We start from the raw sequence: 18,336 nt of genomic DNA on the forward strand, positions 1-18,336 counted from the left end.
AATGCGCTACAAAGCGTCGGGAGTCAAGAGCTGAAAATCAGCTGAAAAAGCCGCGCTCCCATCGTGAAACGACTCTAGCATAGTCATGTTTCTGTTTCATTTCTACTTGAAACAATTGCACAGGCGGCCGTGCACAGCCAGCGGGCGCCGCGGCATGGCCGCCAAGAGGGAACGATGGAAAAATCAGGCTTGCAGGGCAAGGCGGCGCAGCCGCGGCACACGGCGGGCGGCAGGCATGTCGATACAAACTCGCTACAAAATTCCCGCCAGCCGCCTTGACAGGGGCCGGCGCAGGCATTTTCGGAGGGAATTCAGAGGGGAAACGGCAGCGTTTCTTTACCTGGCTTTACAGTGTCATGCCAAGGATGACATCCTGATAGTCGGTGCGGCCCACGCGGAAGGTGCGCCGGCCCAGCTGCGCAAAGCCGCAGCGCGCATAAAACGCCAACGCATCGTGGTTTTCCGCGTACACGCCCAGCAGCACGCGCCCTGCCCCGCTGGCGCGCGCCTGCGCCAACGCCGCCTGCATCAAACGCTGCCCCACGCGCTGGCCCTGGAAGCGGTGCAGCAGGTAGATGCGCTTGATTTCCAGGTCGTCCGGCTGCGGGTTGGCCACCGGCAGGCTGGCGGGACTGAGCACCAGGTAGCCGACGGGCGCGCCACCGGGCGTGGCCTCGGCCAGCCACAGCCGCATGGCCGGCAGCGCCAGCCAGTCGCGGTACAGCTGCGCGTCATGCTGGCGCTGGCAATGGGCGATGACGTCGGCGCCATCGAGGATGCCGGCAAACGCCTCCAGGAAGGTCGATTGCCCCACCAGCGCCAGCGCCTGTTCATCGCCCTGCACGCAAGGGCGAATGGTGATCGCCGTGTCGGTGTGCGTACTCATGTCGTTGGCCATGCCTTGCTCCTCATATGAAACAAGCCGGGCGAAGCCGGCTTGGATATGCTGTTGATGTTGCCGTTACTTGCCGCCCAGGGGCACCTCGCACAGGCAGTGCGTGAGGGCCATGAACGGTTTGCGTTCGCGCGTGATGCCCGACAGCCAGCTCAGGTCCTGCGCCATGCCCAGCGCCGCATCGGCCGGCAAGCCCGTGCTGGCCAGGCCCAGCTTCACGTGCTCGCCCAGACCCAGTGTGGCCATGGCCTTGGCGCCGAACATGCCGATCAGGCGGTCCACGTTCGACGTTTCCTGCTCCAGGTAGGTCACGCGGTAGTCGCTGCCCAGCTTGGCGCGCTTGGCGGCCGACGCCAGCGCATCGCCATAGCTGCCGATGCGGTCGACCAGGTTGCGCTCTTTCGCCTGCAAGCCTGTCCAGACGCGGCCCTGCGCCACTTCATCGATCTTTTCCGGCGTGGTCTTGCGCGCCTTGGCGGCCAGCTTCAGGAAGTCGCCATACACGTGGTTGATCGAGCCCTGGATCACTTGCGCAAAACGGGGATCGAGCGGGCGCAAGGGGTTGCCCGCGTCGGCCAGCCAGGTGGTGGGCGAACCGGCCGTGTGGATGCCCAGCTTTTCCACCACCTTGTCGGCCGTCGGCAAAATCGCGAACACGCCGATGGAACCGGTGATAGTGGCCGCGTCGGCGATCACTTCATCGGACGAGGTGCTGATCCAGTAGCCGCCGGAAGCGGCCACGTTGCCCATCGAGACGACCACCGGCTTGCCGGCGGCGCGCGTCAGCTCCAGTTCGCGGCGGATCAGTTCCGAGCCGAAGGCGCTGCCGCCCGGCGAATCGACGCGCAGCACGATGGCCTTGATCGATTTGTCTTCGCGTGCCTGGCGGATCAAACGCGAGGTGGACAGGCCACCGATGGCGCCCGGCGGCGCGATGCCGTCGCCGATTTCACCCGAGGCGATAACCACGCCGACGGCGTCGCCGATGTGCACGGGGCGCAAACGCGCCAGGTAATCGGTATAGTTCACCTGGCGGAAGTTCGTGCCTTCCGTGTTCTTGGCGCCGCGCGCCATCATGAACTGGCGCAGTTCGTCGCGCGTTTTCAGGCCGTCGACCAGCTTGGCGTCCAGCGACAGCTTGCCCAGGTCGCCGCCGGCTGCCGTCATCATCGCGGGCAGCGCATCGATAGCTTGCATGATGGCGCCGGCCGGCAGCTTGCGCGCCTTTTCCACGTCCGTCGTGTAGGTGGTCCACAAGCCGTTGTTCAGGTAACGGTCCGCTTCGGCCGCCGCTTCGGAGGGGCCGTTGGCGATGAAAGGCTCGGCCGCGCTTTTATACGTGCCCACTTTCAGCAGGTTGACAGTCACACCCACTTTGTCGAGCGCGTCGCGGTAGTAATTGCGGTAGCGGCCAAAGCCTTCCAGCATGACGCCGCCCATCGGATGTAGGTATACCTCGTCAGCCTTGACCGCCACCAGGTACTGGCGCTGGTTGTAGCTCGAACCCCAGGCCGTGACTTTCTTGCCGGTGGCGCGGAAGCGCTCCACGCCGGCCGCCACTTCGCGCAGCGACGCCAGGCCGCCGCCCTGCAATTCGTCGAGCAGGATCACCATGGAACCGATGTTCTTGTCCTTGGACGCCGTGTCGAGCACCGCCAGCACGTCGCGCAGCTGCACGCTTTTCTTGACTTCGCCGCTGACATTGGCCAGCACCGCTTCGCGCACGCCGCCCGGGGTTTCCTCGACCAGCGGGCCTTGCAAGTCCAGCACCAGCGTGGTCTTTTCCGCCAGGGGCTTGGCGCCGCCGCCAAAGATGGCGATCAGGATGGCGATGACGATCAGCAGGAAAATCAGATTGATGACCGCGCGGCGGGTGGCGTCCAGCGCGCGCCAGAATGCGCCAAAGCCGCGGCGCAGCGGCGGAAAGGGGTTGAGTGACATTGATGCTCCGTGGGGTTATGTACCTAAAGGAAATCAATATAGCTGAAAATGGCTGCGATCGTCTTGGGATTCGTCTTATTTTGACAAGTGTGGCGCGCCTTGGCCCCCCTGCCCTGCCGGCGTGGAAATGAGAAACAGGCCGCCCAGTACCAGGGCGCCATTCAGGATCAGCAATTCCAGGCCGATGCGGTAATGTGCGAACAACAGCGCCTGCTCCCCTTCAATTAGCGCGCACAGCAGTGGCCCGGCCACGGCCACCAACGGTACCCAGCGGTCCCGCACGCCGCGCCGGCTCAGCAGGCCAAAGGCGAACAAGCCCAGCAGCGGACCATAGGTATAACTGGCCAACTTCAGGATGACGACGATCATGCTGGGACTATCGATCCACTTGAAGGCCATGATCAGGATCAAGAACAGTGCAGAAAACCCCAGGTGCACCTTGCGGCGCCAGCGCATCTGCGCCGCCGGATTCAAATCCGCCCGCCGCTGCAGGCCCAGGATGTCGATGCAGAAGGTGGATGTCAAGGCAGTGAGCGCCCCGTCCACGCTGGGAAACAGGGCGGAAATGAGGGCGATGAAGAAAATCAGCTGCACCACGGCGGGGAAATGCCCGAGCACCACGGTGGGGAACAGTTTATCTCCTGTGGCCGTCACGCCCGCCAGCGGCGCATACAGGTGCAGCAAGCCGCCGAGGAAGAGGAACAGCAGCAGCACGCCAGTCAGTACCACGGTCAGGCTGAGCATGTTCTTTTGCGAGTCGCGCAAGGTCCGCACGGAGATATTCTTTTGCATCATTTCCTGGTCCATGCCCGTCATGGCGATGGTGATGAACATGCCGGCTACGATGTGTTTCCACACATACGCGGGGCTGTCCGGGTCGACATTGAACATGCGCGTAAGTCCCTGCGCGCGCATGCGCTCGAGGCTGTCGATGAGGGACAGGTCCATCTCGCGCAGCAAAAACACGCTGCAAATCACCAGCCCCGCCAGCATGCAGGCCGTTTGCAAGGTATCGGTCCAGACGATGGTTTTGACGCCGCCCTCATACGTGTAGAGCACAATCAGCAGCAGCACGACACCGGCCGTCAGCCAGAACGGCACGCCGAAGCTGTCGAGTATCGTCGCCTGCAGGATATTGACCACCAGATACAACCGCGCCGTGGCGCCCAGCAGGCGCGACAGGATGAAGAACGCCGCCCCGCTCTGGTAGGAACGCCGTCCCAGGCGCAATTCCAGGTAGCGGTAAATCGACGTGAGCTGCAGCCGGTAGTACAGCGGCAGCAAAATAAAGGTGATGGCCAGGTAGCCCAGTACGTAACCGATCATCAGCTGGATGTAGCCGAAACCATCGCGCCCCACGGCGCCCGGCACGCTGATGAAAGTGACGCCCGTGAGCGTGGTGCCCACCATGCCGAAGGCCACCAGCATCCAGTTGCTATCCTTGTTGCCGATGAAAAAACTGTCGTTGGTGGCGTGGCGCGAAGTGCGCCACGCCACGCCCAGCAGGATCAGGAAATACGCGAGGACGACGGCAAACAGGATGACTGGGGACATGGAGCTAGAGGCGAACGATGATCAGGGCAGGAATATACAGCAAGGCGCCAGAGGGGACTCTGCGCAGGGGCTGGACACACGTTGTAGCACAAGGTCGATTTTTGCATTTTCACTGGCAATCATTCCCCCCTACCTGGCAGGCGTTCCTGCTATGGCAGAAAGGCTTGGCCGCGATCTCGGCCGCAGGGGAAACTTCCTGTCCGCAAATAACGCAGCTATCCATTGAGCATGCGGAGAAGGAATTTATGACTTTGAGGAAGCGTACTTGCAAATGCTTGATCCTGATCTAGCGGCACGCTGATCGTTCCCTTGCGTAATCCTGTACTGAGATATTCGGCATAGCTTTGGACAAATAACTCTCTAACGTGGTGCGCCTCCACTCCATCGCGTGCAATCAAATCCTCCAGCACGGCGCGCATGGAGTTCATTAATATAACGATCCGATTGTGATGCCATAGTTGATTGTGATACAGATTTTTTTTCTCAGCGACCTCTGCATGCAAGGAAGCGATGGTATCCAAAAGCTCAGTATTCGATACCTGAAGCGCGTTTGCAGCATTCCACATGTCAAAGGCCGATGTGTTCAGACGGTCGTTTTCACTCTCCACCTCGTCTAGCAGTGCCTTAAGCGACTCGATCAACGCTACCTGCTCACTCAGTTGTTGCGTCAGCACTTTTTTATCAGCGATATGCCGGTTGGTATACGCAACCTGCTTGCCCATCTCAACATTGGCAACCTGCACCGCATCATTCCATCCAGCATCGGCACCAAGCGCATGGCCGTCCCGCTGGCCGGCTTCATAACCTTCATCGTAGCCTTGACGGTGCCCGTTTCGGTAGCCGTCGCGCTCTCCGTGGATGCGTCCATGGCTGTAGCCATTGGCCTGGGCTAATGCATTAGGATCAAAATAGCTGCTCATCCCATATCCTCAGTCTGTAATTTGACTCAAGAATACGGAGCGACTTGCTCTGTGTCAATATTGCATGCATCCCATAAATAACCAGCCATGTCCTACTGGCGCACCATGACACGGAAACCTTCGTGCCATGCAGTTGCCCATCCACTCCAGTCTGCCCATTGCAGTGCGAACGAATATGCCAGGAGATCCGGGCACTTTCTGGCAGAAAACAGCAAAACAGGGCAAAATGACATCCTCCCTTTCTCGCGTCCTGCGCACCTTCGCCCCATGTCCGATATCGCCACCTCCTCCCTGCGCCTGCGCAATGACATTAACGCAAAACCGCTGGGTGTTGCCCTTTTACTCATCTTGCTCGGCGCGTGGTATCTGGCGCAGACCGTCGGCATTAAGCAGGCTGCGCTGTACGTGGTGGGCGCCTTGCTGGGCGTCACCCTGTATCACGCGGCCTTCGGCTTTACGTCTGCCTGGCGCGTCTTCATCGCCGATGGCCGCGGCGACGGCTTGCGCGCACAAATGCTGATGCTGGCCGTCGGCGTGGCGTTGTTCTTCCCCGCGCTGTCGGCAGGCACCTTGTTCGGCACGCCCGTGGCGGGCCTGATTTCTCCCGCCGGTACCTCCGTCATCTTCGGCGCCTTCATATTTGGCATCGGCATGCAGCTGGGCGGCGGCTGCGCTTCCGGCACCCTGTACACGGTCGGCGGTGGCAGCACGCGCATGCTCATCACCCTGGCCGCTTTTATTATCGGCTCCGTGATCGGCACGGCGCACATGCCGTTCTGGACGGCGCTGCCGCAACTCCAGCCGATTTCCCTCGTCACGACCCTGGGCCTGGTACCAGCGCTGGCGCTGAACTGGATCGTCTTCGCGCTGATCGCCGGCCTCACGGTATTCATTGAAAAGCGCCGCCATGGCAAGCTCATTGCGACGCCCCTGCGCCCTGCGCAGGCGTCGCCCTGGCTGCACGGCCCCTGGCCATTGGTGGCGGGCGCCGTCGCGCTCGTCGTACTGAACTTCGTCACCCTGGCGCTCTCGGGCAAGCCGTGGGGCGTGACGTCCGCGTTTGCCCTGTGGGGCGCGAAAGCGGCGTCTGTGGTCGGCATCGATACGGCCAGCTGGGCCTACTGGTCGACCAAGGCCAATGCTGCCGCCCTGACCGCGCCGCTGACGCAGGACAAGACTTCCGTGATGGATATCGGCATCGTGCTGGGCGCCATGCTGGCGGCGGCACTGGCCGGCCGCTATGCGCCCGTGTGGCGCATCCCGCGGCGCTCGATTATCGCCGCCATCGTCGGCGGCTTGCTGCTTGGCTATGGTGCGCGCCTGGCCTACGGCTGCAATATCGGCGCGTATTTCAGCGGTATCGTCTCGGGCAGCCTGCACGGCTGGCTGTGGCTGGTTTGCGCATTCCTCGGCAACATCATCGGCACACGCTTGCGTCCGTGGTTTGGCCTGGAAGTGGAGCGAGTGAAGCCAAGCGGCTGCTGATGCCGCCTTTGCGGCTCAGCCGGGAGCCGCTTTACACTGAATGCCCCACCGCATGAATCGACTTTCCCCCCAGCATGCACGGGGATGGGATTGAGCCGATCCATCCGGCCGCTCAGGGCCGTCAAGCCAAATGCGCCCAGCACGACGAGGGCACCGATCCAGCCCGTGCAGGATGCGGGCGATGACCAGGGTTTCATAGCCGGGCGACTTCCACGCCAGCAAATTCCCCAGGGTGAACAAGACAATCAAGGACAGCAGCAGGGTCTTGCGCGAGATCTTGCCCGTCAGGACCGTCAGCACGGGCGTGCCGACGGCGACACCCAGCGCATGCAGGCTGACCAGCAGGCCGGCCGATGGCAGGTTGACGCCCAGGTCCGCGGCGATGGTGGGCAACAGCCCCACGATGACAAACTCGGTGGTTCCGATGGCAAATGCGCTGAGGGTCAGCGCGAGCAAGGCAACGGGCATGAAAGACTCCGATATAAGTGCATGCAAAGGGTATGCAAATGCGAGGCTTGCAGTATCGGGGCTTCCTTTATTTCGAAAAATACCTCCACAGGAAGAAGATGATTGCTTCATAAGCAACAATTAACGATGCCACCGGGCCATGGCCTGGGTGGTGGCGGCAGCCTCCCTGGCACGCCGGGCGGCTTAGAGCTTATCCCAGTAGATGAATACATCCCCTGCTAAAATAGGCTCTTAGCGTGACAGGGGGCTGTTGCCAGGACTGGTGCGCGGCTCCGGCTTTTCCATCTTTTTCGCCTTGTCGTGCGATTCCAGCTCAGGCAGGCTGGGACTCCTCCGCTCCGCCTTGGCGGCCGGGGGCTCGAAATGGCGCCATTGCGCGGCAGGCAGTTGCGGGAAGCGTTCGCGCTCTGCCCGCAGGATAACGCCCATTGCCACATCGAACGGCATTTTCACTGTCGCCACTTCCAGGCTGGCCGCGTCTTGCCGCAGCGAGGCGACTTTCTCCATACTGCGCACCAGTTGCAGCGATGACTGGCGGTACACCTGCGTGTCCAGCCATGCGGGAATGGCAGGGATGGGCGACGCCGGGTCGGGCGGGCCTGCGATGAGCGGCTTGTCGGGATGCCCAACGGTCGAACGCCCATACCACACATCCACGGCTCCTGAACGCAGCAACAACTCCGCACGCCCCTGCGCCAGAAGCTTGCTGCGCAACTCGTTTGCTGCCGGTTGATAAAAGGCATCGATGCCTGCGCTGTGGACCAGCGCCGCGGAAGCGACGTGCGTCAGGTTGGCGGCGGCCAGCAAGTCTGCCGTCAGCAGCCATTGTTCGGCGCTGGGCAGGCGCTTGATGGGCTCGCCAAGGGCGGCGTGCGCCACTGTCGCCAACTGCGCATTCAGTTGGCCGGGATCGCGCTGCAATGCCGCGATTTTTTCCGCATTGGCAGGGTCGCCCAGGTACTGGGCCAGGCCAGCCGTTACCTTGATGGCATTGCGCTGGTGGCCCATGCGCAGAAGGGACAAGTCGGGCACCAGCACGCGCACCCTTTGCTCCGAGGGCAAATCGCTTTTCAAGGTGAATGCATAGGTATTTTCATCGGCATCGACCCGCAGCGCCACGGTCAGCATCTCGGTGGAGTGCCCATTGATCGGTTGCGGACTGGCGCCAGGCGACACCAGCAAAGCGCGGCTGGACTTTTCCGCGATCCAGTACTTCATCCTTGCACGCCCCTTGTTCATCAGGCGGGCATTTTCTTCGGGCGCGGCCAGGGTAAACGTATAGACGTTCTTGTCGCGCTGAAAATCGGGCAACTCCAGCGGCATTCCCATCTGCAACGGCAGCACATGCTCGATCAGTTGCCCCGACAGGAACATGTAGGCAGGATGCGTGGCACGATCAGGCTTGACGAGCGAAATGTGATCGGCATTATCGATCGCCACCGGACGCCCGGCACACACCCGCGTGGCACTGCCCCATTGCACGATACGCACGCCGCTCACATCGGCCGTTTCATAGGCGCAACTGACGCGCGGCTTGGCCGTCAGGCTGGACCAGTCGTCGCTGAGCTGCTTGAGCACGTCATTGCTATCCACCGGCCGCAGGTGTGACAGCGCGGGATTGCGCGCCACCAGGTCCGCCAACTGCGCCACCTGCGCGCCTTCCATGGGAGCACTGAACAAGACAATCAACGGCACCTTTTCGGCCAGCTCGGGGGCCTTGTCCAGATTATTGGCCAGGTAGCGCATGATGACGAGTCCGCCCATGCTGTGCCCGACAAACACGATGACCGGGTAATCGAGCACGCCGGACGGCAGCAGATAGCTTTGCAACTTGTTGGCCGCTTCGCGGATATCGAGCGAGCCGCCCGTCATGATGTTGGAGCTGAAGCCGAAGGCGTAGCTATCGACTTGCGGCCCCAGCCTGGCATCGTTCTTGAGCAAACGAAAGAAACTCTCGCCATGCGCACCCGTCCACGTGCCGCGCGTGCTGCCAAAGATGCCATGCACGAACACCACCGCGATTTTATGCCGGGGATCGGTACGCTCTACCCAGCCGGGGTCCTCGCTATTCACGGGTGCCGGCTTGTGGCATGCCGCCAGCAAGACAAGGCCAACAACAGGGCCAACAGCAGGGCAAGCGGCAAGGCAAGCTGCGATGAGTGCTCGCCACCACCGCTGGCGGCACAAGGCGATAGCCGTTCGCATCGTTGCTTTCCCCTTCCATGGTCACATGCACCTGCATGCTGGCGCTACGGCGCACTGGCAAACCAGTATGCGCCGCCAGCGCCCCACGCATGGCACGATTATCCGATTGTTTGATCTGGCTAAAACTGTCGCCAACGCCATGGAACCAATGATCGCAAGTGACATGCAAACCGGCGCGTACCAGCTCTGCTACACTGCCCCGCTAGCAAGGGAGAGCAGTCACATGAATTCAGAGAAACTGGCGCTGCTGGTCACGCGCGAAATGCCATATGGGAGATATCAGGGACGGTTGCTGGCCGACTTGCCCGGACACTACCTGGGCTGGTTCGCGCGCGAGGGCTTCCCCTCGGGCGAACTGGGCAGTTTAATTGCGCTGATGTACGAACTCGACCACAATGATTTGCGCAGCTTGCTCGACCCGCTGCGCACGCGCAAGTCGCCGTGGCGGCCGGGCGAGTAAGGAGAGTAAGGCAAGTCTTAAAACTGGCGCACCTTCTTCGCCAGCATGGCGCTGAACTCGCCATTTTCCACCAGTTTTTGCAGCTCGCTGGCGCCGCCGATGAGCACGCCATTGACAAAGACCATGGGGAAAGTCGGCCAGCCCGTCCACATTTTCAAGGCATTGCGGCGGTGCCACTGGTTCAAATAGCTGCCGTATTGCAGATACTGGTAGGGCGTGCCCAGCACGTCCAGGATCTTGCGCGCCTTGCGGGGAAACGGATTGAGCGCCATGCCGACCACCACCACCTGGTGCGCGGCGATGGCAGCCTGCACCTCGCGCACGATGTCCTTGTGCTTGCTGCCGATCAAAGGGCGGGCAGCGGAATGGATCTGGGCTTCGTCAAGGATGGCGCGGGTCATGAAAGTCCTGGGGTGAGTGGCACGTGGCGTGCGGGTCACGCATTGTGCCATGCGCACAGGCGGGCGTGGGCGACACCTTGAGCGACCCGGTCGATAGCCCGCATGCACTGAGCGAGTGCGATAGCGCGACCTTAGGTAATCGTTGCCGTCGAATACGGTGACTGGGTATGCCAGCCCAGGCTCACATATAAGTTCAATCCATCTTCGGTTGCCACCAGCCCCCGGCGCCGATGCGCGGTTTCGGTGACGATTCGGTCAAAAACAAAGACGCCGGCATGCTCCACGGCATGGCCGCTGGCGGCAACAGCAGCATCGCCGGTAAAAATACGCGCCGTCGTGATTGCCTGCGACGTTGCGACGTCAAGCCGGTAGCCGGCCGGCAAAGTTGGCACATGCAGACTGCCTTCATGGGGGAACGTGCCGCCAGCCAGGCAGCAAGAAGGCCAGGCTCAGGCAGATGCGAATTTTCTTGCTCCCCCATCATTTGCTTCCCTCATGCGTGCCCGCTGACTATGCCAGAGTGCGGCCGTCGGCTACCCGCTGGATCGCATTTAGAACAGTTCGTCCAGCAGCAAGTGAAATTGCAGCTTGCCTTGATCGATATCAAGGATGCCATATTGCTGCGCAAACCTTTGCTGTAGCGCGGCGTCCAACTCACCAAGAGCGCGCCAGACGATGGCCAGGTCCTGGTAGCAGTCGGCAACGCCGGCCCGTCCCACGTCGATGCAGCCGACGACGGCGCCTTCCTGCATGAGGATATTCTCCAGCGAAAAATCGCCATGCGTCACGGCGAGGTCGGGCACCAGGGGCAGGCAATCCTGCAGCGCCGCCCACACCTGCTCTGCCGTCCAGCCTTCCCGCCCGGCATCGAAATCCTCGGCATCGACCAGGCCCGCATCGATGCGCTGACGTGCCTGGGCCAGCCGAACAGCATGGCCGGCGTTGAACGGGCAGTCGCTCACGGGAAGCGCGTGCAGGCGGCGCAGAAAGGCCGCCAGCGCGTCGACCACGGCGGGGCCCAGCGCGGGGTTCGCTTCCAGCACCTCGGCCGCCGTCGTGCCAGGCAGCGCAGTCATCAGCAGCCATGCCTGGTCCGGGCCTGCCACGCAGGCGAACTGCACCACCGCCGGCACGGGCAGGTACTGCGCCAGCCAGCGCAGCCGCGCCATTTCATCGGCAATATCGGCAGCAATGGCATCCTTGCCTTGCTTCAGGAACAGGTCCGGCGCACCGTCCTTGCCCTGCAGCCGGTAGACGGCAGCGTCCGACTCACCGACGCTGCCGCGCGCCCATTCATAAGGGGCCACCGCGGCGCGCAGGCTGGCGGGCATGGCTGCCGTCACGATGGCTGGTTTCTTTTTGGAGATAGTCATCGGCCTGGACTTTGCCCTATCCCAGCGGCACGTGCAAGCCCATCTTGAGGCAGGTCAGTGCCACCGAGGTGCGGTAGCGCCGGATATTGTCGTCGCCGCCGAACAGGCGTTCCGTCAGCGCTTCGTATTCGGCCATGCTGCTGGCGGTAATGATCAGCAGGTAATCGGCCTCGCCCGTGATCCCGTAGCACTGCTGGACGGTGGGTTCGGCCATGATGCGTGCGCGCATGCCGGCCGTGCGCAGCGGGTGCTCGTCGTGCAAATGCACTTCCACCGTCAGTATCAGGGGGCGGCCCAGGCGGCTCGCGTCGAGCACGGCCACTTCATGACGGATCACGCCGCTTTCGCGCAGGCGGCGGATGCGCCGCTGCACGGCGGGTGCGGACAAATGCACGGCCTGGGCGATTTCGCGCTGCGAGGTCGTGTTATCGCGCTGCAAGATGTCCAGGATCGCCAGGTCGAAGGCGTCGAGGGCAAGGGAAGGCGTGAGCGAAAGTTGCGTCATAATGGTCAAAATGCAGTACAAATATCAGAGCAGACACAATAAACTTTCATGCTTACGATATCAAGCCATTCTCTCCATGCCTTTACGCCGCTATTCCTCGTTTATCCCCTTGCTGGCCATCCTGGGCTCCGTCACCTGTCTGGGACTGGGCACATCGTGGGCCAAGCACAGCCTGTTCCCGCTGGTCGGCGCACAGGGCACGACGGCCGTGCGCGTGGGCTTTTCCGCCCTGTTGCTGTTGCTGTTCTGGCGCCCGTGGCGCTGGCAGCTGAGCCGCGCCGACTTGCGCACGGTGGCCCTGTACGGCGCCGCGCTGGGTTTGACGAACCTGTGTTTTTACATGGCCTTGCGCACGATACCCTTCGGTATCGCCGTGGCGATCGAGTTTTCCGGGCCGCTGGCCGTCGCGCTGCTGGCCTCGCGCCGTCCGCTCGACTTTGTCTGGGTGGCCTTGGCCGTGGCGGGACTGGCGCTGCTGTTGCCGCTCGGCCACGACGTCAGCAACCTCGATCCCACCGGCGTGCTGTTCGCCTTGGGCGCCGCCGTCTGCTGGGCCTCGTACATCGTCTTCGGCAAGCGCGCCAGCCATTTGCATGCGGGCCACTCCGTCTCGCTGGGCCTGGCCATGGCCGCGCTGGTGGTGGTGCCCGTGGGCGTGGCGCACAGCGGCGCCGCCCTGCTCTCGCCTGTCGTGCTGGCCGTGGGACTGGGCGTGGCCTTGATTTCCAGCGCGATACCGATCTCGCTGGAAATGGTGGCCCTGAAACGCCTGACCCCGCAAGCCTTCGGCATCATGAGCAGCATGGAACCAGCCGTGGCCGCCATGCTGGCATTCATCCTGCTCGACGAACGGCTGGATGCCGCGCAATGGCTGGCCATCGCCATGATCATGGCCGCGTCGATGGGCAGTTCGTACATGGCGCAGCGCCAGAAACGGGCGCCGGCCGCCGCCGTGCATACCTGAACTATACCCTTAATGCACGGCCGCACCCGCCACATGGGCAGCCAGGTTGCGGCGCGCCAGCCGTGCCAGCGGCAACAAGGCGAGTAATGCGGCAGCCACGCCGGCCCACGGTGACGACGCCATCAAGTGGCGCGAGACCATCAGCGCACCCAGCATGGAACCGAAGGAAATGCCCAGGTTAAAGGCCGAGATGTTCAGGCCCGAGGCGAAATCGACGGCTTGCGGCGTGTAGCGCTCGGCCGTAGCCAGCATGCCGGCCTGCAGGGCCGGCGACAGGCCGAAGGCGAACACGCCCCAGACGAACAGCATCACCGTCATCATCGAGGGCGAAGCGATGCTCAGCGCCACGCCCACTTGCGTGGCGGCCAGCAAGAGCAGCATCAGGCGCAAGGCTTTTTGCCAGCCCAGGTGGCTGGTCAGGTAGCCGCCCGCCAGGTTGCCTGCAAAAGTGGCGGCGCCAAACACGATCAGCAAGGCGCTGGCCATGGTGGCGGAAAAGCCCGTCACATCCGTCAGGATGGGCGTGATGAAGGTGAAGGCGGCAAGCTGCTGCCAAAGCCGAACGTCGTCACGGCCATCATCGTCAAAATGGGACCGCTGCCGAGGGCCGCCAGCTGCGTCATGGCCTTGCCGCCCTTGCCTTGCGGTAAACCTGCCGGCAGCCAGCGCGCCATGGCCGCCAGGCCCAGTGCGGCCAGGACCACCACGGCAAAGAAGGGCAAGCGCCAGCCCATCAAATTGCCGAGGAAGCTGCCGAAGGGCACGCCGATCACCATGGCCAGGGTCAGGCCCGCAAACATCACGGAAATCGCCCTGCCCGCCTGCGCCTTGCCGACCAGGCTGGCGGCCACGGTGGCGCCGATGGCAAAGAAGGTGCCGTGCGCCACGGCCGTGATGACCCGTCCCACCAGCAACCATTCAAACGTATGCGAAAAGGCGGCCAGCAGGTTGCCGGCCAGGAACACGCTCATCAGCCCCAGCAAGGCCGCCTTGCGCGGCAGGCGCGACATCAGCAGCACCAGCAGCGGCGTGCCGATGGCCAGCGCCAGCGCATACAAGCTCACCAGCGAGCCGGCCGATTCGATGGAAATATGTAAATCCTTCGCAATGCTCGGCAGGATGCCAACGACGATAAATTCGGCGACGCCGATGGCAAAGGCGCCGACAGCCAGCGCCAGCACGCCGCGCGGCATCTTGCTGGCTTGAGGGGAAACAGGGCTTGCGGTGCTCATGATGGCTCCAACAATGGTTCAAGCCAGCCAGTGTATCGATGGAACTATTTTTGATATAGACTCCAATAATGGAAACACCTGTGAAATGGATTCAATAATGGCGCGGCAAGACATCAACCGCTCCTTCGAGATGGGCGTCTTCGTGGCCGTGGTGGAAACGGGCGCCTTTTCCGCCGCCGCGCGCCGCCTGGCCCTGACGCCGTCGGCAGTCAGCAAGCTGGTCAGTCGGCTGGAAGCGCGTCTCGGCGCGCGCCTGCTGCAGCGCAGCACGCGCCAGCTGCACACCACGCCCGAGGGCGACGCCTTCTTCGTGCAATGCAAGCGCATCCTCGATGATATCGACGGCGCCGAGCGCGAAGCGGCGCAGGGCGCGGCGCTGCGCGGGCGCTTGCGGATCAACTGTTTCGTGCCGTTCGGCGTGCGCCATCTGCTGCCCATCCTGCCCGAGTTCGCCCGCCGCTATCCCGACATCGTGCTCGACGTGGTCGTCAGCGACGCCATCGTCGACTTGCTGGAAGAGCGCACCGACATCGCCATCCGCACGGGCAAGCTGAAGGAATCGAACCTGGTGGCGCGCAAACTGGGCGAAGGTGCGATGGTCGTCGTCGCCTCGCCCGCCTACGTGGCGCTGCACGGCCTGCCGCGCACGCCGCAGGAATTGACAAAGCACAATCTGCTGGCATTCAACTTCCGCTGCCAGAACGAAACCTGGCCCTTCCTCGATGGGGAGGGAAATACGTAGCAGGTGGCGCCGCAGGGCAATACCTGCGTCAGCGATGGCGAAAGCATGCGCCAACTGGTACTGGCGGGCATGGGACTGGGACGGTTTTCGCGCCAGCATGTGCAGCGCGATATTCAGCAAGGTCATTTAATACCCTTGCTGCAGGACTACAATCCGGGCGACAAGGAACTCGTGCACGCCGTCTTCGTGGGACCGGGCTTGCAAGTGCCGGCACGCGTGCGCGTGATGCTCGACTATCTGCTGGAAAAAGTGAAGCTGGGGTGAGCGCCGCCCGCACGCCTCGCGTCTTATAATCGGCCCTATCGTTGACATCGTTGAATTTCCAGGGAGCCGCGTCATGCATGATGACTTGATCCACACCTTGCAAACCCGCTTCGCCCAGCACATGCACCGCCATGCCGGCCTGAGCTGGGATGCAGTGCTGTCCCGCCTGAATTCCGCTCCCGCCAGCCTGGCCACCTTGCAGGGCATGGAAGACACGGGCGGCGAGCCGGACGTCATCGCGCGCGCCAACGACACGGGCGCCGTCACGTTTTGCGATTGCTCAGCAGAAAGTCCGATGGGCCGGCGCAGCCTGTGTTTCGATGCCGCGGCCTTGTCCGCGCGCAAGGCCAACAAGCCGGCCGGCAGCGCCATGGCCATGGCACAAGCAATGGGTATCGAATTGCTGACAGAGGCCCAGTACCGCCAGTTGCAGGCACTGGCACCATTCGATCGGAAAACCTCAAGCTGGATTGCGACGCCGGACAGTATCCGGGTGCTGGGCGGCGCCCTGTTTTGCGACCGTCGCTATGAACAGGTCTTCGTCTACCACAATGGTGCCGAGTCGTATTATGCGGGCCGGGGCTTTCGCGGATTGCTACGCGTCTGAGCGCCGCCGCTCAGGCCACCGCTTCCAGGCGCAGCTGCCGGCCCTCGCCCAGCATCACTTCGAATTCCGCCGCCGGTACTGCCGGGCTGAACAGATAGCCTTGCAGCTGGTCGCAGCCCAGGTCGCGCAAGAAGCGCATCTGCTCGGCCGTTTCCACCCCCTCGGCGACGATTTCCTGGCGCAACTGCTGCGCCATGGTGACGATGGCGCGGGCAATGGCGCAATCGTTTTCTTCGAACGGCAAGCCGATGACAAACGAGCGGTCGATTTTTAAGGTGCTGATGGGGAATTTCTTCAGGTAGGCCAGGCTGGAATAGCCGGTGCCGAAATCGTCCAGCGCCAGCGCCAGGCCCATGGCCACCAGCTGGTTCATGATGTCGATGACCTTGTCGGCGCCCCGCATCAACAGGCTCTCCGTGATTTCCAGCATGATCTGGTCGGGCCGCACGCCGTAGCGTTCCAGCACGGCCGCTATGCGCGCCGGCAACTGTTCATCGAACTGGCGCGCCGACAGGTTGACGGCGATGGCCGGCATGTGCAGGCCACGGTCTTCCCAGCTGCGTATCTGGCGGCACGCCTCGTCCAGCACCCAGGTGCCCAGTTCCAGAATTAAGCTGGTTTCCTCGGCAACGGGAATGAAGACGCCGGGCGAGACCATGCCACGCATCGGATGCTTCCAGCGCAGCAAGGCTTCCGCGCCCACGATGCGGCCGCTGGCCAGGCTCACTTTCGGCTGGTAATGCAATTCCAGCTCCTTGTCGCCCAGCGCCAATCGCATTTCGCTTTCCAGGCGCAAATGTTCCTTGGCCCGCCGGTTCATGTCTTCGCGGTAAAACAGGAAGGTCGATTCGATGGTCTGCCCCGCCTTGGCCACAGCCACGTCGGCAAAGCGGAACAGGGCCGGCGCTTCCAGGCCGTCTTCCGGATATACGGTGATGCCGATGCTGGCGCCCACGTGCAGCGCGTGCGTATCGATATTGATCGGTGCTTCGAGCAGGTTGAGCAGTTTTTGCGCCACATTCGCCGCGTGTTCGCGCTTTTCGATATGCAGCAGCGCCACGACGAACTTGCTGTTGTCGACCCGCGCCAGGATGTCCGCATCGCGCAAGGCGCCACGGAACAGCTGGCCGATGGCGATCACCAGCTGGTCGCCCACTTCATGCCCAAGCGTGTCGCTGATGGAACCGATGCGGCTGATGTCGATGACCATCAGTGCCCCATGCGTGCCTTGCCGTTTCGCTTCGGCCAGGCCCTGGTTCACCAGCTGGTTCAGCAGGCAGCGGTTGGGCAAGCCCGTCAGGCTGTCATAGTTGGCCATGCGCTGCATGCGCGCCTCGGCGTCCTTGTGCACTGAGATATCGGAAAACAGGGAAAACACATGGCTGATTTCGCCAAATTCGTCACGCACGACGCTGATGGTGACGTCTTGCGGGAACAGTTCGCCATTCTTGCGCTTGCCGATGATTTCGCCGCGCCAGGAGCCGTGCCCGCGCATGGCGGCGCGCACCTTGGCGCGAAAATCGGGGTCATGCACGCCCGAGCGCAGCAAGTCCGGCGTGCGGCCGATGGCTTCAGCCGGCGAGTAGCCGGTGATGCGGGAAAACGAGCTGTTGATGGAGACGATACGCTCTTCCGCATCCGTGATCAGCACGGCTTGCTCGCTGTCTTCGATGATGCGCGCGTGCAATCTTACCTTGTCCACGTCGGATAGCGGCTCGCTCATGGCCGACAGGCGCACGGCCATGCCGCAAGCCTTGCCCGCCTGGTCGTGGATCACGTGGCGGTGCATGCGCAGCCACGTCACCATGCCCGACTTCTTGCGCCGGCGCACATCGGTGGCCACGTCGCCCTGTTTGAAATGCAATTCCAGCACGCTCGCTTCCGCGTCGTCTTCCGGATACAGGAACAGGATGTGCTGACCCAGCGCTTCCAGTTCTGAATAGCCGAACATCTGTTCGGCGCCATGGTTCCAGCCGATCAGGAAGCCATCGGGATCGATTTCCAGCAAGGCGTCGGCCGGCGCCACGCGCACCACGGGCCCGCTGGCGCCGCGCAGCCGCTCCAGCTCTTCCTGCAGCCGCGCCAGGGTGGCGGCCTGCTGCGGCCCCGCCTGTTCATGGGCATCCTGGGCCAGGCGCAGGCACAGCGCAACCTTCGCCTCAAGCATGGCAACCCCACTCGTGGGCCAGGTCGAGGGAAACTATCAGGGGCGCTGCGGTGTGTGTAATCATCAAAATCCCACTCTGGGGCGTGGAGGTCGAGGCAGAAAGACGGTCGAAATACTGTGAATATGGTAACTTAAAAATGTTGGCGTATGTCA

General features: G+C 62.7%; 16 protein-coding genes and 2 pseudogenes. 5 read left to right on the forward strand and 13 right to left on the reverse strand.

What is annotated here, in order from left to right:
- Positions 1 to 346: 346 nt before the first annotated feature.
- The 4 genes from ACQ4WP_RS04905 to ACQ4WP_RS04920 form a co-directional block, all read right to left on the reverse strand.
- Positions 347 to 898: a GNAT family N-acetyltransferase gene (locus ACQ4WP_RS04905; protein WP_436518940.1), complete on the reverse strand. Its 552-nt coding sequence runs from the start codon at positions 896 to 898 to the stop codon at positions 347 to 349.
- 63 nt (positions 899 to 961) lie between these two features.
- On the reverse strand, positions 962 to 2,836 hold the full coding sequence (gene sppA / locus ACQ4WP_RS04910; RefSeq protein ID WP_436518941.1) for a signal peptide peptidase SppA: 1,875 nt from the start codon (positions 2,834 to 2,836) through the stop codon (positions 962 to 964).
- A gap of 75 nt (positions 2,837 to 2,911) precedes the next feature.
- The gene (locus tag ACQ4WP_RS04915; protein ID WP_436518942.1) at positions 2,912 to 4,390 is read right to left on the reverse strand and encodes a sodium:solute symporter; all 1,479 of its coding nucleotides are present in this window, start codon (positions 4,388 to 4,390) and stop codon (positions 2,912 to 2,914) included.
- A 215-nt stretch (positions 4,391 to 4,605) separates the two neighbouring features.
- Positions 4,606 to 5,310, reverse strand: a complete 705-nt coding sequence (locus ACQ4WP_RS04920) for a FliH/SctL family protein (protein ID WP_436518943.1) — start codon at positions 5,308 to 5,310, stop codon at positions 4,606 to 4,608.
- A gap of 267 nt (positions 5,311 to 5,577) precedes the next feature.
- On the opposite strand from ACQ4WP_RS04920, the gene ACQ4WP_RS04925 reads away from it, so the two are divergent.
- Positions 5,578 to 6,795: a YeeE/YedE family protein gene (locus tag ACQ4WP_RS04925; protein ID WP_436518944.1), complete on the forward strand. Its 1,218-nt coding sequence runs from the start codon at positions 5,578 to 5,580 to the stop codon at positions 6,793 to 6,795.
- A 159-nt stretch (positions 6,796 to 6,954) separates the two neighbouring features.
- Here ACQ4WP_RS04925 and ACQ4WP_RS04930 read toward each other — a convergent pair.
- A pseudogene (locus tag ACQ4WP_RS04930) lies at positions 6,955 to 7,263 on the reverse strand (MFS transporter); the annotation flags it as partial.
- Between the two features lie 231 nt (positions 7,264 to 7,494).
- Positions 7,495 to 9,336: an esterase/lipase family protein gene (locus ACQ4WP_RS04935; protein ID WP_436518945.1), complete on the reverse strand. Its 1,842-nt coding sequence runs from the start codon at positions 9,334 to 9,336 to the stop codon at positions 7,495 to 7,497.
- Positions 9,337 to 9,691: 355 nt separating this feature from the next.
- Here ACQ4WP_RS04935 and ACQ4WP_RS04940 point away from each other — a divergent pair, with 355 nt between their 5' ends.
- Positions 9,692 to 9,928, forward strand: coding sequence for a DUF3820 family protein (locus tag ACQ4WP_RS04940; RefSeq protein ID WP_436518946.1), 237 nt, complete (start codon positions 9,692 to 9,694; stop codon positions 9,926 to 9,928).
- Positions 9,929 to 9,945: 17 nt separating this feature from the next.
- Here ACQ4WP_RS04940 and ACQ4WP_RS04945 read toward each other — a convergent pair whose 3' ends face one another.
- The 4 genes from ACQ4WP_RS04945 to ACQ4WP_RS04960 form a co-directional block, all read right to left on the reverse strand.
- Positions 9,946 to 10,329, reverse strand: coding sequence for a glutaredoxin domain-containing protein (locus ACQ4WP_RS04945; RefSeq protein ID WP_070255558.1), 384 nt, complete (start codon positions 10,327 to 10,329; stop codon positions 9,946 to 9,948).
- Between the two features lie 131 nt (positions 10,330 to 10,460).
- On the reverse strand, positions 10,461 to 10,721 hold the full coding sequence (locus ACQ4WP_RS04950; protein WP_436518947.1) for a hypothetical protein: 261 nt from the start codon (positions 10,719 to 10,721) through the stop codon (positions 10,461 to 10,463).
- A 159-nt stretch (positions 10,722 to 10,880) separates the two neighbouring features.
- Entirely contained in the window at positions 10,881 to 11,702 is an 822-nt protein-coding gene (locus ACQ4WP_RS04955; RefSeq protein WP_436518948.1) for an APH(3')-I family aminoglycoside O-phosphotransferase, read from the reverse strand.
- Positions 11,703 to 11,718: 16 nt separating this feature from the next.
- Positions 11,719 to 12,207 carry an Lrp/AsnC family transcriptional regulator gene (locus ACQ4WP_RS04960; RefSeq protein WP_436518949.1) on the reverse strand — a complete coding sequence of 163 codons (489 nt, stop codon included), beginning with the start codon at positions 12,205 to 12,207 and terminating at the stop codon, positions 11,719 to 11,721.
- Positions 12,208 to 12,283: 76 nt separating this feature from the next.
- Here ACQ4WP_RS04960 and ACQ4WP_RS04965 point away from each other — a divergent pair, with 76 nt between their 5' ends.
- Positions 12,284 to 13,171: an EamA family transporter gene (locus ACQ4WP_RS04965; protein ID WP_436518950.1), complete on the forward strand. Its 888-nt coding sequence runs from the start codon at positions 12,284 to 12,286 to the stop codon at positions 13,169 to 13,171.
- Between the two features lie 9 nt (positions 13,172 to 13,180).
- On the opposite strand, the gene ACQ4WP_RS04970 is transcribed toward ACQ4WP_RS04965, so the two are convergent.
- Both ACQ4WP_RS04970 and ACQ4WP_RS04975 read right to left on the reverse strand, forming a co-directional pair.
- Entirely contained in the window at positions 13,181 to 13,678 is a 498-nt protein-coding gene (locus ACQ4WP_RS04970) for an MFS transporter (protein WP_436518951.1), read from the reverse strand.
- A gap of 5 nt (positions 13,679 to 13,683) precedes the next feature.
- Positions 13,684 to 14,403 (reverse strand): MFS transporter, encoded by a 720-nt coding sequence (locus ACQ4WP_RS04975; RefSeq protein ID WP_436518952.1) that lies wholly within the window; start codon positions 14,401 to 14,403, stop codon positions 13,684 to 13,686.
- Between the two features lie 130 nt (positions 14,404 to 14,533).
- Here ACQ4WP_RS04975 and ACQ4WP_RS04980 point away from each other — a divergent pair.
- Both ACQ4WP_RS04980 and ACQ4WP_RS04985 read left to right on the forward strand, forming a co-directional pair.
- Positions 14,534 to 15,409: pseudogene (locus tag ACQ4WP_RS04980) on the forward strand (LysR family transcriptional regulator).
- A 73-nt stretch (positions 15,410 to 15,482) separates the two neighbouring features.
- The gene (locus ACQ4WP_RS04985) at positions 15,483 to 16,016 is read left to right on the forward strand and encodes a DUF4256 domain-containing protein (protein WP_436518953.1); all 534 of its coding nucleotides are present in this window, start codon (positions 15,483 to 15,485) and stop codon (positions 16,014 to 16,016) included.
- Positions 16,017 to 16,026: 10 nt separating this feature from the next.
- On the opposite strand, the gene ACQ4WP_RS04990 is transcribed toward ACQ4WP_RS04985, so the two are convergent.
- Complete coding sequence (locus ACQ4WP_RS04990; protein ID WP_436518954.1) at positions 16,027 to 18,183, reverse strand: putative bifunctional diguanylate cyclase/phosphodiesterase; 2,157 nt, start codon at positions 18,181 to 18,183, stop codon at positions 16,027 to 16,029.
- Positions 18,184 to 18,336 lie beyond the last annotated feature (153 nt).

The sequence above is a fragment of the Janthinobacterium lyxosi genome, from assembly GCF_051380665.1.
Classification (GTDB): Bacteria; Pseudomonadota; Gammaproteobacteria; order Burkholderiales; family Burkholderiaceae_D; genus Janthinobacterium.